The sequence below is a fragment of the Ruegeria sp. YTSA226 genome, from assembly GCF_059609905.1.
Window position 1 is genome coordinate 1 of the sequence record NZ_JBXWMQ010000021.1, and the last position, 14506, is coordinate 14506.

Sequence of the window (14506 nt, forward strand, 5' to 3'; positions counted from 1 at the left end):
AGCCGAAGCCGAAGCCGAAGCCGAAGCCGAAGCCGAAGCCGAAGCCGAAGCCGAAGCCGAAGCCGAAGCCGAAGCCGCTCTTACGTCGCCTGATCAGACCGTCGCAGAACCGCCGGTCGAAAAACGCGGCGGCTTTATCCCGGCGCTTATTGGCGGTGCGATTGCTGCGGCGGCCGGGTTCGCTCTGGGTCAAAGCGGCGCGTTCTCCTCGGGTGAGTCCGACGCAATCGCCGCACTTGAGGCGAAGCTGACCGCACAATCCGATCAGATATCAACACTGTCGAAGTCTCTGACCAACGGGTCGGACCTGTCCCAGAAGATTGACGCGCTGACCAGCCAAATCGCGCCAATCACCGCTGATCTGGATGGGGTGAAGTCCAGCATATCCGATCTGACCAACAAGGTTGATCCGCTTGCCAGCCGTTTGGCCGAGTTGGAAAGTGGCGCGCTGACGCAGGGCGCTTCACCTGAAACCGGCGCGGCCATCGAGGCCGAGCTGAAAAAACTCCAAGACTCTTTGGCCGCGCAACGGGCCGAGGTGGAAAAGATGGTGTCCGACGCTCAGACGCTCGAGGCCGAGGCCGCAGCAAAATCACTGGCGGCGACCAATGCAGCCCTTCTGTCACGGGTGCATGAACAGTTGAATACGGGTCAACCTTATGGCGACCTGATTGCAGAACTGAAGGCCGCGGGCGTAACCGTTCCCGAGGCGCTGGCAGCACCGGCAACCGAAGGTGTCGCGACGATTGCAGCACTTCAGGACAGCTTTGCGCCCGCTGCGCGCACGGCGCTGGCCGATGCGCGGGACGCGGACAAGGGCACCGGAATTGTCGCGTTTTTGCAGCGCCAGACAGGTGCACGTTCGGTTACCCCGCAAGAAGGTGACAGCCCCGATGCGGTCCTGTCGCGGGCTCAAGCCGCTTTATCGGGCGGAGATGTCTCTGCTGCCCTGGATGAGCTGAAATCCCTGCCCGATGCAGCCAAAGCTGCATTTGAAGGGTGGGAACAGGCGGCCCAGACGCGGGTTTCTGCTGTGGATTCTGCAAATGCGCTTGCCTCAAGCGCGAACTCGAACTGAGGGGCCTGCTATGCTGTGGTCACTGTTTAAGATCCTTGTTTTTGTTGCGATTGTCGGCTTGTTGGCTCTTGGCGCCGGGTTCCTTATGGAAACCAAAGGCGGGGTGCAGATCACAGCGGGTGGCACGGAATACACGCTTGGTCCGCTTCAATCGGTCATTGCGCTGGGCGTGATGATCATTGCGATCTGGCTGTTCTTCAAGCTGCTGACCCTGCTGATCGCCACGCTGAAATTCCTCAATGGGGATGAAACAGCCCTGTCGCGTTATTTCGACCGCAGCCGGGAACAGCGCGGATATCAGGCATTAACCGATGGGATCATGGCGCTTGCCTCGGGTGAGGGGCGGATCGCGATGAACAAGGCGGCCAAGGCCGAAAAGCTGCTGAACAAACCCGAGCTGACCAACCTGCTGGTGGCCCAGGCCGCCGAGATGAATGGCGATACCCAAAAGGCATCTGAAACCTATAAGAAACTGGTGACGAATAATGCCACGCGTTTTGTGGGGGTGCGCGGTATTATGAAGCAGAAGCTGGCCGAAGGCGATGATGACACCGCCCGGAAGCTGGCCGAAAAGGCATTGGCCATCAAGCCACGCCATCAAGAAACGCAAGATATCCTGCTGGGCCTGCAGACCAAGTCGCAGGATTGGGCTGGGGCGCGATCAACGCTGACCGCCAAGCTGAAATCGGGGCATTTGCCCCGCGATGTGTTCAAGCGCCGCGATGCGGTGCTCGCCTTGTCCGAGGCAAAGGGCATTCTGGACGAAAGCTCGACCGTAGAACAGCAGGAACAGGCAATCGAGGCCAACCGCCTTTCCCCTGATTTGGTGCCTGCCGCAGCGATGGCTGCCCGTGCCTATATCGAAAAAGGCAAGCCGCGTGCCGCAACGAAGATTCTGAAAAAGGCATGGGAGGCACAGCCACATCCCGATCTGGCCCATGCCTTTGCCGATATTGCACCGGATGAATCACCGGCCGAGCGCATCAAACGCTTTGCGACGTTGACCAGCATACACTCGCAGAATCCGGAAACCTGTCTGATTCTGGCCGAGTTGAACATCGTCGCCGAAGATTTCCCCGAAGCCCGCCGCGCGCTGGGGGATGTGGTTGAAAAACAGGCTGATGCCCGCGCCTATACGCTGATGGCAGCGATTGAACGCGGCGAAGGGGCCTCGGATGTGGTTGTGCAGGGCTGGCTGGCAAAGGCGCTGAACGCGCCGCGCGGGCCGCAATGGGTCTGCGACAACTGCCATGACATTCAGCCAGAATGGGGTCCGGTCTGTCAGAACTGCCACAGCTTTGACACGCTCAGCTGGCAAACGCCGCAAACGCCAGAGATCGCCTCGGCCACTGGTGTTCACATGCTGCCATTGATTGTTGGCGCGCTTGAGGACAAGGCCGACACCGATATGGATGAGGTCGACGAGGCCGATGAGCCTGAGGTTATCGAGGCAGAGATCGAACCGGTTCGGCCTGATATCGAACCTGCCATCGACGAAAAGACCTAGCGCGCACTTTCCACGTCGAAGGCGTCGTTCCACAGCTTGAACAGCTCGGCCCGTCGGTTCTGATCTCTGGCTACCAATAGGGCCGGCGATAGGGCGATGAACCTTCGGGCGCTGGGCGTTAACCCCGTATCGGCGGTGTCCATCTGGGCGACTAGACCCGAAGTTGCCAGCAGGGTTTGCGCCTGTGGCGACAGGAGAAAATCCAAGAATTCCGTGGCGGCTTGTTTGTTCCGCGCCTGGCGCGGGATCATCAGGGCACGTGACAGGACCAGAGTATAGTCTTCTGGCAGGATCACCCCAATGCCCGGGGCCTTGGCATTGGCCACATAAGACCCCAAAACGTTATAGGCGATCAAAAAGCGCCCATTGGCCACATCGCGGATGATTTCCGCAGAACAGCAAGTGGCCACCGCGTCGATACGTGCAAAACCTTCGATCAAAGAGCCGAAAGTCGTGGCCTCAAGGCTGTCTCCATAGGCAAACAGATAACCCAGACCCGAGGCCGCGATGTCATAGGTTGCCACGCGCCCACGCAGTAGATCCGGCTGGGTTCGCATCATGTCCAGCAGGGCGAACCGGCTGCGTGGGACGTTCTGATCCTGTAACAAGGTCTTGTTGTAGACGATGACGGCGGGTTCGGTGGTGATCCCCCACAGCTCATCCCGCCAGCGTCGCGCGGCGGGCAGGGCATTGGTAAGGTCGGATTGAAACCGGTGTCCGCAGGCCGAATTCACCAGCCAGACCATCTGTTGAATCGCGGATGAGAACACGATGTCTGCAGGATTCTCACCTGATTTACAGACCGTGCGGCTGTGTTGGAACAGAGCGTTAGATCCCCATTGTTCATAAGTGACCTGCAGATTGGGGTTCAGCGCCGTAAATCGTTCGAGCACGGGGGCGATGATCGCAATGTCGGTGGTTGACCGGATCAACATCGGATCCTGACCTGCGCCGAATTCTGCGATGGCTTCTTGGGCGCGCGAAAGCGAAGGAATCAAACTCAGCACGACAAGGGCTAGGGCTCGGATCATGTGCTGCTCTCATCTGTTCTGGCCGGGAAACTCAGCGCAGCGCGAAACCCGGTTTCATCCCGCCCCATCTCAACTCGGCCGTCAAAGGCCTCAGCGGTGGATTTCACGATGGACAGGCCCAGGCCGGTGCTGTCCTCGCCCGAACCGGTGCTGCGATTGAACCGGTCCCCCAGCTGATCGGCGATTATGGTCGCAGGTCCGGGCCCCTGATCGCGCACCCACAGAACAGCGCGCGCGCCCTCTTGCGCGGCGCCAATACGGACGGGTGGCAAACCATGACGCAGAGCGTTGCCAAGCAGGTTCTTGGCGGCTTCGCCGATCGAAAAGGCATCGCCATTCACAAGAACTGGCGTATCGCCGATTTCCAGACGCACCTCGATGGTGGGGGCCATCAATTCATGATCGCTGTGTTCCAGCACGTCCAGCGCCACTTCGCGCAGGTCGACGGGCAGCCGCGGGGCGCTGTCGATACGGTGGATCACCATGGCGCGCGACAGCAACTGATCCAGCAGCGTGCCCAGTGACCGGGTGCGCCCCAACAACCGATCCAGCGCGCGCGTGCGGGCTGGAAGGTCGGGATCGTCCTGCGCAATCTCGGCCTGGACCCGGATGGCGGCCACGGGTGTGCGCAGCTGATGAGCGGTGTCGGCAATCAGGTTGCGCATCGTGTCTACCTGCCGGTCCAGCCGCCCCATGAACCGGTTCATTGCGCTTAGCATCACCTGCAATTCGCGTGGCAACCCGTCGCTGGCCATCGGTGTCAGGTCATAAGGATCGCGACGGGTCAGGTCATCGGACAGCGCCTCAAGCGGGCGCAGGGCCGAGCGGGTGACAAACCACGACATGATCAGCAGCAACATCCCGGCCACCGCCATGGGCAGCAAGGCATCGCGCATCAGGCCCACGGTCATGGATTGGCGCGCGCGCAGGGTTTGGCCGACCAGAATTTCCACCTCGCCCGAGAAATCGCGCTCGGCAAACAGGCGGGTAACGCGGACGAAACGGGCGGGTTCCCCGTTCAGATCAGAGGCGAAATAGACCGGCGCAGTGCCAGTCTGTGGCGGCACCTCGATCGCGGTGTCCCGGTCCAGCCCGGTTATGAACGGGCCATCAGGCACCTGTACCGCATAGAAAATCCGGTCATCCGGCGCCTGCGCCAACAGCTGAAAAGCTGAAACCGGAAGGTCGACAATGGGTTGGCCGTCCTGAATGCGAACGGATTCGGCGATGTCACTGGCCGCGCCCAGCAGCAGCCGGTCATAGGCCTGCCGCGCCGCCAGCCGACCATTGGCCCAGATCGACAGGCCAACCAGAAACCCGCCCAGAACCAGGATCAGAACCACCGCACTCAGAACGCGGGCCGTCAGGCTGTGGGGCAGGCGCAGCCTAGTCATTCAGACCGATCCGATACCCCACCCCACGCTGGGTGGTAATGCTGATGGCGCTGCCGGTGAATTTTTTGCGGAGCCGTGCGATATACAGCTCGATCGCGTTTTCCCCCACATCGGCGTCTTCGAACCCGTAAAGCGAGTTATACAGCCGTGATTTCGACAGATACTGACCTTCGTGCCGGATCAGGGCGTCCAGGACTGCCGCCTCGCGCGCGGTTAGGTTCAGGCGTTTACCGTTCAGCGTGGCGCTGCGATCCTTGGCGGCATAGATCAGCGGACCCAGCGTGATCTGTTCGCTTTTGCGATCGGCATCGCGCCGGACAAGGGCGCGCAACCGCGCCTCAAGCTCGCGCTGGTCAAAAGGCTTGCCCAAATAATCGTCGGCACCTTTGTCCAAAGCCGCGACACGATCTTCGACCGAAGTCAGTGCCGTCAGCATTAGCACTGGGGTGCGGTCGCCGCTGTCTCGGATTTTGCCCAGAAAGTTCAGGCCGGACCCGTCAGGCAGGTTTATATCCAGAAGCATCGCGTCATAGGTTTGAACTGCGCGGAAATCACGTGCGGATTCGACAGTGGTCGCCAGATCACAGACAACGCCCGACCGCGCCAGATGAGCTATTACGCCTTCGGCCAGATCTACGGCATCCTCGATCATCAATACGCGCATTGTCCCCCCGCGCCCTGCCCTGAATTTCTGTGACAGGTTCGTGACAGCATTATTCTGTAAACAGTACCAGCCCGCAAGGACAGTCCCTTGCGGGAACAGGTTTCGGTTGCAGGACGCAGCCCAAAAAGACCAGAGGAGGAGACACGAATGAAACTGTTTGGAACAAGCGGCGCGATTGCGGCTGCTGTTTTTGCCCTGTCCGGCGTGAGCGCCAGCGCACAGGAATGTATTGCCCCGGCCAACCCCGGCGGCGGTTGGGATTTCACCTGCCGTCAGGTCGGTAAATCTCTGCAGGATCTGGGTCTGATCGACCAGACCATGCAGGTTGTGAACCTGGCCGGCGGCGGTGGCGGTGTTGCCTTTGCCGAGGTCGTCAACAAGCGCGGCGAGGATAATGAGCTGATCGTAGCGGCCAGTGCGGCCACGGCAACCCGCCTGGCGCAGGGCGCCTATCCAGGCAACACCATGGATCAGGTGCGTTGGCTAGCGGCCATCGGTGCGGATTATGGCGTGATCGCCGTTGCTGCCGATAGCGCGGTTAACACGCTGCCCGACCTGTTGGATCAGATCAAATCCGATCCGACGTCTGTGTCCGTGGCGGGCGGTTCCGCCGTGGGCGGTTGGGATCACCTGAAGGTTCTGATCGCGGCCAATGCCTATGGCATCGAGGACGTACGGTCGGTCAAATACATCGCCTTTGATGGCGGCGGCGAAGCTGTGACCCAGCTGTTGGCCGGTTCGGTTCAAGCCTTTACCGGTGACATCTCGGAAGCCAAGGGTTTTGTCGACTCGGGCGATATCAAAGTCATCGCCGTATTGGCGCCTGAACGTCTGCCCGGCGAATTCGCTGATTTCCCGACGGCCAAGGAACAGGGCATTGATGCCATCGGCGCAAACTGGCGCGGGTTCTACGCCCCTGGCGGAATGAGCGATGAGGCCTATGGCGATTGGGTCGGTAAGATCGGTGATCTTTACGCCTCGGATGAATGGAAAGAGGTCATGGCCGCCAATGGTCTGGCCCCGCTGGACCTGCAAGGCGCAGCTTTCCAGGATTTTGTTGCGCAATCCGTGGGTCAGATCCAGACCATCTCGAAAGAGATCGGTATCATCAAATAAGACCAGCACTCACCTGAGAGCGGGGTGTCGCGCCGGGCGCGCGGCACCCCGACCAGGCCCATACTTCCCTTACATAGGAGATACCCATGAGTGATCGCATATTCGGGGTCTTCGGCATTCTTCTTGCCATCGGCTTTGCCCTGTCAGCGCTGGCGATTGAAGAGAGCTTTCTGTCAGACGCGGTTGGCCCCAAGGCCTTTCCACTGATTGTCGCCGCCATCCTTGGCCTGTCCAGCGCGGTCATCGCGTTGCGCCCGGATGCCGAGCCCGAGTGGCCCGCGCTGGGCCGGCTGGTCGAAGTCGGCGCCGCTGTAGTCGTGATGATCTTCTATGCCGAGCTGTTGCCGGTTCTGGGATTTGTAATCTCTACCGCCTTTGCTGCGGCTTACCTGGCCTGGCGGCTGGGATCTGGTCCGATCGAAAGCGTAATGGTCGGAATCGGTACTTCTGTCGGTATCTACGTCATCTTCCATCTGGTTCTGGGCCTGTCACTGGCTCGCGGACCATTGGGTTTCTAAGGGGAACGTCATGGAAACTCTTGCATCCCTTGGCGATGGATTCGCTATCGCGCTAACATGGCAAAACTTGTTGCTGGCCCTGTTGGGTTGTTTTCTGGGCACGATCATGGGCGCGTTGCCCGGTCTGGGCCCGTCGAACGGCGTGGCCATTCTGATTCCTCTTGCGTTCACGCTGGGGCTGGGCGCGACGCCGTCTCTGATCCTGCTGACCAGTGTTTATTATGGGGCAATGTATGGCGGGAGAATCTCGTCGATCTTGCTGAACATCCCTGGGGACGAGCCTGCGATGATGACCTGCTTGGACGGGCATCCGATGGCCAAAAAAGGCCTTGCGGGCGAGGCGCTCTCGCTGTCCGGTATCGCCTCATTCATTGGTGCGTTTCTGGCCACATGGGGCCTGATCTTTCTGGCGCCGCAGCTGGTCAAGATCGCGCTGCTGTTTGGACCGGCTGAGTATTTCGCCCTGTTCGCGCTGGCCTTCATGACGCTGGGCGGCGTGTCCTCGACCAATCAGGCGAAATCGGCTTTTGCCGCTGCGCTGGGCCTTGGGTTGGCGACCATTGGTGTCGATACCCAGACCGGCGTACCGCGGTTCACCTTTGGTGAGGTGCACCTGTATGATGGGCTGGATTTCCTTGTCGCCATTGTCGGCCTGTTTGCCCTGTCCGAAGTGTTCATCTTTCTGGAAAACCGTCATGGCGGGTCGGATGCCGCTGGGCGCAAGTTGAATATCGGGCGGCTTTACCCGCCGATGTCAATGATCAAGCAATGCATGCCGACCATGCTGCGCACCTCATTCCTGGGCTTTCTGGCGGGGGTTCTGCCGGGGGCCGGGGCGTCTTTGGGCTCGTTTATTTCCTATTCGATGGAGAAACGGCTGGTCGACAAGGACAACACATTTGGCACCGGTGATCCGCGTGGCGTCGCCGCGCCCGAGGCCGGCAACAACGCCGCCGCCGGGGGGGCCTTGGTGCCGATGCTGGCGCTGGGCGTGCCGGGGTCAGGGACCACCGCCGTGCTGCTGGCGGTTCTGTTGGCGCTGAATATCACGCCCGGACCGCTGCTGTTCACCCAGAACCCGGATGTGGTCTGGGGCCTGATTGCGGCACTGTTCATTGCCAACTTTATGTTGCTCGCGATGAATATCCCGATGGTGGGCCTGTTCACCCGCGTCCTGATGGTGCCCTCGCGTATCCTGATGCCCGTCGTGGCGATGGTCAGCTTTGTGGGTATTTACGGCATCTCGGGGTCCAGCTTTGATCTACTGGTGATGATTGGGTTCGGTGTCATGGGCTGGGTTCTGCGCAAGCTGGACGTGCCGCTGGTGCCGATCATTCTGGGCACGCTGCTGGGCAACTCGATGGAGAATAACTTGCGCCGCGCAGTCACCATCGACAATGGCAACTGGTGGACGCTGGTTGACAGCCCGCTGGCCATCGGCTTGTGGTCCATTGCCCTGATCGGATTTGTTCTGCCTCTGATCGTAGGCGCGCGTGTCAAAGCCAAGATGCATCAGCGCCGCGACGAAGAGGGCGCGATCAGCGACTGACCGCATTTGGCGTCACCGCAAACCGGTGGCGCCCGATTAGGTAAGATTTGGGGTCGCGTATCCTGATCTGAAACAAAAAATTGAAACATTTGGCAAAAACCGCGTTATTGATAGGCACAAAGCTGTTGTGCGAAGGATGCCAGAATGGAACTCAGTGACGAAATCCGCATCGCTGCCCCGCGGGACGTGGTGTATGAGGCGCTGAACAACCCCGATATCCTGCAGGAATGTATCCCCGGCTGCGAAGAGCTGACCCAATCTTCGCCGCAAGACCTTGAGGCAAAGGTGGTTCTGAAAATCGGTCCGGTGAAAGCGCGGTTCGCGGGTCAGGTCACGCTGGATAAATCCAAGGCACCGGACGGATTTTCGCTGCAGGGCGAGGGCAAGGGCGGGGCTGCGGGGTTTGCCAAGGGCGGTGCCGATGTGACCCTGACCGAAGACGGGTCCGAGACGGTTCTTGCCTATACTGCTAAGGTGGATGTCGGCGGCAAGATCGCCCAGCTTGGCAGCCGTTTGATTGCCGGGACTGCCAAGAAACTGTCGGGGAAATTCTTTACCCGGCTCGGAGAGATCGTCTCAGAACAATCCGGCAGCTAGCCAGTTTCGCGCATTTCAGTTGACGGCGACCTCATTCGGCGCAATCACAAGAAAAACTGGCGGGCCAAACCCGAAGCAGGAGGCCAGAGTGATGGATTACGCGCAGCTGGAACGTCTTGAGAAGCGGGTTTCACTCAAGCCCAATGACCGACAGGCCATCCGGCAGCTTGTGACGATGCTGGAATACTCCAACCTACCGAAACAGCATCTGGGCGCCTACAGCAAAGCGCAGCTTGAGGTGACGGGCGGGTTGAAAAAGGGCTGGCAGGCAGCCCTGGTCGACACCGGACGGCAGACCGCCGCCTATTCTGGTTGGATGAAAGCCCTGGACACACAGAAAATCCAGTTGGCCGTGCCCATCGCCCAGATCTATGTGGGTCAAACCATCACCATCAATGGCGAGCATGGGAATTGCGGCCAACGCCTGAATTTCTTTGAAGAAACCAAGGTGATCTGTGGACTGTGCCACGAGTGCTACAAGGTGCAGATCCTGCCTGAGAACCTTGAGGGGATGTTTCAGGTCTATTTCTTGCTGCTCAACCTGCAGCTGCCCAGGGACAATGCCAGAAAAAGCATGATCGAGCTGCGCGAAGCGGTCAAGTTTCCCTATAAGGCGTATATCTATTGTGAGTCGATCGCAGAGGCGAAAGAGTGTCTTGCGATTTTCCGTGCCGCACAGGCGGAATTTGAGATCACTGGGGTTCACTCAAAAATATCCCACGGATGTTCTGAATACAGTATGGAATACCCCGCGTTTAAGTATTCCGAGGGTGCGGGGGACGACTTTGAAACACCATCCGATTGGAGCGGGATCGAAGAGGCGTATTTCACGGACATTCCGATGCCTGCCCCGGAAAGACCAAGCAATTCCAAACCGATCCTCAGCTTGCGGGACGTTTTTGCCTTTCGGACATGGGTCAGGTTCGCTGAGCTGATCGGTGATAAATCCTGCGAAAAATATGGGACGCGCCTTGGCCCGGAGCTGCCTCAGCCCTTCGTCAAGCGTGTACAGGGGCAGGCGCGGGACCGGCACAGGGAAATGGTGGAGCTTTCTGCACAGGGTTAGCAGCTGTAGCCCATGTGCCAGTGCTGACGCGCGACCGTGGTCTAGACCGGAAAGTCCAATCCCAAATCCACGGTGCGCGCCGAATGGGTCAATGCACCTGAAGAGATATAGTCAACACCCGTTGCCGCGATTGAGGCGATGCGATCCAGCTTCACATTGCCCGAGGCTTCGGTCTTGAGCCTGCCATCCACCATCGCCACCGCCTCGCGCAGCATGTCATTGTCCATATTGTCTAACAGGACGACCGAGGCGCCTCCGACCTCAAGCACTTGGGCCAGTTGGTCCAGACGGTCGACCTCGATCTCGACGGCCATCATGTGGCTGGCATGGGCCTTGGTGGCCTCCAGCACCTGACGCACCCCGCCAGCGGCTGCGATGTGGTTGTCCTTGATCAGGATCGCATCTGACAGAGAGTATCGGTGGTTGAACCCGCCGCCATGCAGCACGGCCAGTTTTTCAACCAGACGCAGGCCGGGGGTTGTTTTGCGGGTGCAGGTGACGCGGGCATTTGTGCCTTTAGTTTCAGCCACGAAGCCGGCGGTCTTTGTGGCGATCCCGGTCAGGCGACCGGCAAAGTTCAGGGCCACCCGTTCGCCCGACAGGATTGAGGCGGCCGATCCCTTGATGGTCATCAGCGTATCGCCTGCCTTACAGGGTTGGCCATCGGCAATATGCGTGGTGATGTCCAATGAGGGGTCGATCAGGCGAAACGCCAGCGCCGCGACTTGCATGCCGGACACGACCGCATCCTCGCGCGCGTTCAGGCAAGCATCATAGGTGGTATCCGCCGGGATCACCGCGCGGGTGGTGACGTCGCCATAGCTGCCAAGATCTTCCATCAGGGCAATGCGGATCATCGGTTCAAGGACAAGATCGGGAACGGTAGAGAAGCTCATGATTGCTCCTTGCAGGCCTGCGCGCGGATGGCGAGTGCTTGGGAAAGGTACATTTCGGATCGTTTGCCGGGTCCGGCCGAGGGGTCGGGGAAATCGGATCGTTCATGCGCGCCGCGGCTTTCTTCGCGCGCCAAAGCGCCCGCCGCGATTAAAGTGGCGGTGGCGCACATGTTCAGGAAAGACGGGTTGTCGCTGTTTGCTGCCTCTAGCCGCGCGATGATGCCAAGCGCTTTGATCAGGCCCTTGCGATCACGGATAACGCCAACATAGCGGGTCATGGTCTGGCGCAGCTCTGTCACGGCGGCAGGGTCAGATGGGGTGCCGCCGTCCTGAAAGGTGATTTCCAGCGGCGGCGTCGCGCTAGGTGTTGGCAGGGTCCGGGCGATGCCTTCCGCGCAGATGCGGGCGTAGACCAGCGCCTCAAGCAGACCGTTCGAGGCCAGACGGTTGGCACCGTGCAACCCGGTCGAGGATGCCTCACCGCAGACCCATAAGCCGTCGATACTGGCGCATCCGCTGGTTTCGGTCGCGATGCCACCCATGTGGTAATGCGCAGCGGGGGCAACGGGGATGGGTTCCTGCGCCGGGTCGATGCCATTGCGGGCGCAATATTCGGCGACCGAGGGGAACTGTGCCTTGATCGCCTCGCCCAGAACCTCGCGCGTGTCCAGCATGGGACGGTTGCCCGCCTGAACCTGCGCATAGATGGCGCGGGCGACGACGTCGCGCGGGGCAAGCTCGGCATCCGGGTGGATGGCCTGCATGAACCGCGCGCCATGACGGTTGATCAAAATGGCCCCTTCACCGCGCAGCGCTTCGGTCGCCAGCGGCGCGGGGTCTTCACCTACATCCATCGCGGTGGGGTGGAACTGGACAAATTCGGCATCCGCAATCAGCGCCCCCGCGCGTGCCGCCATGCCAATCACCTGCCCGCGAATACGCGGCGGGTTGGTTGTCAGCGCATAGAGCCCGCCTGACCCGCCCCCGGCCAGCAAAACCGCAGCCCCGCGCAGCATCACCGGGGCTGACCCGCCATTATCCGCACGCTGAATGCTGACGCCGGTAACGCGCCCGTCTTCGACGTCCAGCCCAAGGGCCATGGTGCCCTCCAGAACCTGGATCGACGGGGTTTCGTGCACCTGTTCGATCAGGGCGGCCATGATCTGCGCGCCTGCCTGATCGCCCTTGACCCGGACGACACGGGCAAAGCTGTGCGCGGCCTCGCGCGACAGCACGTAATCGCCGCCCGCGGTCCGGTCGAAAGGCGTGCCCAGCGTGGTCAGGTCCAGAATATAGTCGCGCGCCTGACGCGTCACCAATTCAGCCACCTGCGGATCAACGGTGCCCGCACCGGCATTCACGGTGTCGTCCGCGTGGCTTTCCGGGCTGTCATCAGCGTCCATCGCCGCAGCCACTCCCCCCTGCGCCCAGGCAGAACTAGCACCCTCGCCCAACGCTTCAGGAGAGATCATCACCACCGGATGCGGGGCCAGTTTCAGCGCAGCATAGAGCGCGCCCAGCCCGGCGCCCACGATGATAACGCGGTCGGTGGTGAGGGTTTCCATCTCGGATCAGAGACCCAGCTTTCGCGACAGGTCGATCATCGCCTGCACCGAATGGCGCGCTTTTTCCGCGATCTCGGCGTCAACCTCGACCTGACCTTCCATCGTGTGCAGCACATAGAGGATTTTTTGCAGCGTGATCTTCTTCATGTAGGGGCACATGTTGCAGGGGCCGACAAAGTCGACCTCGGGCAGTTCATCGGCGATGTTCGAGGCCATCGAGCATTCGGTGATCAGCATCGCCTTTTCGGGCTTTTCGGTGCTGACATACTTAATGATCCCGCTGGTCGAGCCAGAGAAATCGGCCTCGGCCACCACTTCGGGCGGGCATTCCGGGTGGGCAATCAACCGTGTGCCCGGATTCCATTTGCGAAAATCGCGCAGGTCCTGGGCGGTGTATTGTTCATGCACGATGCACGAGCCCGGCCAGTACACGATGTTCTTGCGGCTTTCATTTGCCACGTTCTGCGCCAGATATTGATCCGGCGTCATGATGACGGTGTCGGATTCCATCGCATCGACGATCTGAACGGCGTTGGACGATGTACAGCAGATATCGGACGCGGCTTTCACCTCGGCGGTGGTGTTCACATAGGAGACGACCGGCGCGCCGGGGTATTTGGCGCGCATCTCGTCGATTCCCTCGGCGGTGATGCTTTCGGCCAGCGAACAGCCTGCGGCCATGTCCGGCATCAGCACGATTTTCTCGGGGCTCAGGATTTTCGAGGTTTCGGCCATGAAATGCACGCCCGCCTGTACGATCACGTCGGCTTCGACGTCGCTGGCCTTCATCGCCAGTTGCAGACTGTCACCCACAAAATCCGACACGCCATGGAAAATTTCAGGCGTCATGTAGTTATGGCCCAGAATGACCGCGTTCCGCTCTTTTTTAAGCGCATTGATCGCCTTGATATAGGGCGCATAGATCGCGAAATCCGGCGGCGTCACCACCCGGTCCATCCGGGCATAGGTCTCCTGCATTTCCTCAACCAATTCGGTCGAAGGTGTCAGGTCATAATGCTGTGAAAGCACATTGGTGATGCTCTGGTGAGTGACATTCATCTCGGCAGTCCTGCCTTGCGTATTGGGGTGGGAAAGGAGTCGGAATTCGTGCTGCCCGACCGTCCAAGAAAACGGTTGATTTCAAAGGCGCACGCCTCTGATCGCACAATTCGAGCGGTTTTGGTCATGCGATCTGGATCATTCCGCATAACCGATGCCTTCGGTCGATACACATGCATAGCAAATCGGCATGAAAAACCGCTCTGAATATCCTACTCAGTTGCGGGATGCATACGGTGAATTCCAGGCGCGGTAAACATACAAAACCCCAAGCCAATACCGGTATACGTGGATGAATGCGCTTACCTGCTGCAAATTTGCAGTTCGCGGAACAGTTTGTGGTCATCTCGGGTCGGGTCTCTGACGAGGTGTATGACCCGGGCGGCACGGCCCAACTTGTTACATTTCGTAAGAATTGAGAAAACATCAGGCAAAACTTGACGCTGATCGTGTCGACGTCCCTTAA

13 protein-coding genes are annotated in these 14506 nt (G+C 59.9%); 7 read left to right on the forward strand and 6 right to left on the reverse strand.

From position 1 onward, the window contains the following. Positions 1 to 1078 (forward strand): COG4223 family protein (locus AC2FFF_RS18275; protein ID WP_281973880.1); only part of this gene is annotated, 1078 nt, incomplete at its 5' end. A gap of 10 nt (positions 1079 to 1088) precedes the next feature. Further along, positions 1089 to 2585: a heme biosynthesis protein HemY gene (locus AC2FFF_RS18280; protein WP_281973879.1), complete on the forward strand. Its 1497-nt coding sequence runs from the start codon at positions 1089 to 1091 to the stop codon at positions 2583 to 2585. Here AC2FFF_RS18280 and AC2FFF_RS18285 read toward each other — a convergent pair. Genes AC2FFF_RS18285 through AC2FFF_RS18295 form a run of 3 tightly spaced genes read right to left on the reverse strand, consistent with a single transcriptional unit; the run spans position 2582 to position 5674 of the window. Further along, positions 2582 to 3616 carry an ABC transporter substrate-binding protein gene (locus AC2FFF_RS18285; RefSeq protein ID WP_281973878.1) on the reverse strand — a complete coding sequence of 345 codons (1035 nt, stop codon included), beginning with the start codon at positions 3614 to 3616 and terminating at the stop codon, positions 2582 to 2584. The genes AC2FFF_RS18280 and AC2FFF_RS18285 overlap by 4 nt on opposite strands. Then, the gene (locus tag AC2FFF_RS18290; RefSeq protein WP_281973877.1) at positions 3613 to 5010 is read right to left on the reverse strand and encodes a sensor histidine kinase; all 1398 of its coding nucleotides are present in this window, start codon (positions 5008 to 5010) and stop codon (positions 3613 to 3615) included. Before AC2FFF_RS18290 ends, AC2FFF_RS18285 begins: the two co-directional genes overlap by 4 nt. Then, positions 5003 to 5674, reverse strand: coding sequence for a response regulator transcription factor (locus AC2FFF_RS18295; protein ID WP_281973876.1), 672 nt, complete (start codon positions 5672 to 5674; stop codon positions 5003 to 5005). The genes AC2FFF_RS18290 and AC2FFF_RS18295 overlap by 8 nt, the downstream gene beginning before the upstream one ends. A 147-nt stretch (positions 5675 to 5821) precedes the next feature. Here AC2FFF_RS18295 and AC2FFF_RS18300 point away from each other — a divergent pair, with 147 nt between their 5' ends. From AC2FFF_RS18300 to AC2FFF_RS18320, 5 genes are all read left to right on the forward strand, one after another. Then, positions 5822 to 6790, forward strand: a complete 969-nt coding sequence (locus tag AC2FFF_RS18300; RefSeq protein WP_142637503.1) for a Bug family tripartite tricarboxylate transporter substrate binding protein — start codon at positions 5822 to 5824, stop codon at positions 6788 to 6790. 86 nt (positions 6791 to 6876) lie between these two features. Further along, on the forward strand, positions 6877 to 7308 hold the full coding sequence (locus AC2FFF_RS18305) for a tripartite tricarboxylate transporter TctB family protein (RefSeq protein ID WP_281973875.1): 432 nt from the start codon (positions 6877 to 6879) through the stop codon (positions 7306 to 7308). A 10-nt stretch (positions 7309 to 7318) separates the two neighbouring features. Then, complete coding sequence (locus tag AC2FFF_RS18310) at positions 7319 to 8857, forward strand: tripartite tricarboxylate transporter permease (RefSeq protein WP_142637508.1); 1539 nt, start codon at positions 7319 to 7321, stop codon at positions 8855 to 8857. A 144-nt stretch (positions 8858 to 9001) separates the two neighbouring features. Next, entirely contained in the window at positions 9002 to 9454 is a 453-nt protein-coding gene (locus tag AC2FFF_RS18315; protein WP_142637510.1) for an SRPBCC family protein, read from the forward strand. A 91-nt stretch (positions 9455 to 9545) separates the two neighbouring features. Beyond that, positions 9546 to 10520 (forward strand): hypothetical protein, encoded by a 975-nt coding sequence (locus AC2FFF_RS18320; protein ID WP_281973874.1) that lies wholly within the window; start codon positions 9546 to 9548, stop codon positions 10518 to 10520. A 41-nt stretch (positions 10521 to 10561) separates the two neighbouring features. Here the strand turns inward: AC2FFF_RS18320 and nadC are convergent, their stop codons facing one another. The 3 genes from nadC to nadA are packed head-to-tail and all read right to left on the reverse strand — an operon-like array spanning position 10562 to position 14040. Continuing rightward, positions 10562 to 11416 carry a carboxylating nicotinate-nucleotide diphosphorylase gene (gene nadC, locus AC2FFF_RS18325; protein ID WP_142637514.1) on the reverse strand — a complete coding sequence of 285 codons (855 nt, stop codon included), beginning with the start codon at positions 11414 to 11416 and terminating at the stop codon, positions 10562 to 10564. After that, on the reverse strand, positions 11413 to 12981 hold the full coding sequence (locus AC2FFF_RS18330; RefSeq protein WP_142637517.1) for an L-aspartate oxidase: 1569 nt from the start codon (positions 12979 to 12981) through the stop codon (positions 11413 to 11415). The genes nadC and AC2FFF_RS18330 overlap by 4 nt, the downstream gene beginning before the upstream one ends. A 6-nt stretch (positions 12982 to 12987) precedes the next feature. Then, on the reverse strand, positions 12988 to 14040 hold the full coding sequence (gene nadA / locus AC2FFF_RS18335) for a quinolinate synthase NadA (RefSeq protein ID WP_281973873.1): 1053 nt from the start codon (positions 14038 to 14040) through the stop codon (positions 12988 to 12990). Positions 14041 to 14506: the final 466 nt, after the last annotated feature.

What these genes read in the sequence shown, in the direction of transcription:
- AC2FFF_RS18280 (WP_281973879.1), top strand. Translation starts at nt 1,089, where the DNA reads ATGCTGTGGTCACTGTTTAAGATCCTTGTTTTTGTTGCGATTGTCGGC.
- AC2FFF_RS18285 (WP_281973878.1), bottom strand. Translation starts at nt 3,616, where the DNA reads ATGATCCGAGCCCTAGCCCTTGTCGTGCTGAGTTTGATTCCTTCGCTT.
- AC2FFF_RS18290 (WP_281973877.1), bottom strand. Translation starts at nt 5,010, where the DNA reads ATGACTAGGCTGCGCCTGCCCCACAGCCTGACGGCCCGCGTTCTGAGT.
- AC2FFF_RS18295 (WP_281973876.1), bottom strand. Translation starts at nt 5,674, where the DNA reads ATGCGCGTATTGATGATCGAGGATGCCGTAGATCTGGCCGAAGGCGTA.
- AC2FFF_RS18300 (WP_142637503.1), top strand. Translation starts at nt 5,822, where the DNA reads ATGAAACTGTTTGGAACAAGCGGCGCGATTGCGGCTGCTGTTTTTGCC.
- AC2FFF_RS18305 (WP_281973875.1), top strand. Translation starts at nt 6,877, where the DNA reads ATGAGTGATCGCATATTCGGGGTCTTCGGCATTCTTCTTGCCATCGGC.
- AC2FFF_RS18310 (WP_142637508.1), top strand. Translation starts at nt 7,319, where the DNA reads ATGGAAACTCTTGCATCCCTTGGCGATGGATTCGCTATCGCGCTAACA.
- AC2FFF_RS18315 (WP_142637510.1), top strand. Translation starts at nt 9,002, where the DNA reads ATGGAACTCAGTGACGAAATCCGCATCGCTGCCCCGCGGGACGTGGTG.
- AC2FFF_RS18320 (WP_281973874.1), top strand. Translation starts at nt 9,546, where the DNA reads ATGGATTACGCGCAGCTGGAACGTCTTGAGAAGCGGGTTTCACTCAAG.
- nadC (WP_142637514.1), bottom strand. Translation starts at nt 11,416, where the DNA reads ATGAGCTTCTCTACCGTTCCCGATCTTGTCCTTGAACCGATGATCCGC.
- AC2FFF_RS18330 (WP_142637517.1), bottom strand. Translation starts at nt 12,981, where the DNA reads ATGGAAACCCTCACCACCGACCGCGTTATCATCGTGGGCGCCGGGCTG.
- nadA (WP_281973873.1), bottom strand. Translation starts at nt 14,040, where the DNA reads ATGAATGTCACTCACCAGAGCATCACCAATGTGCTTTCACAGCATTAT.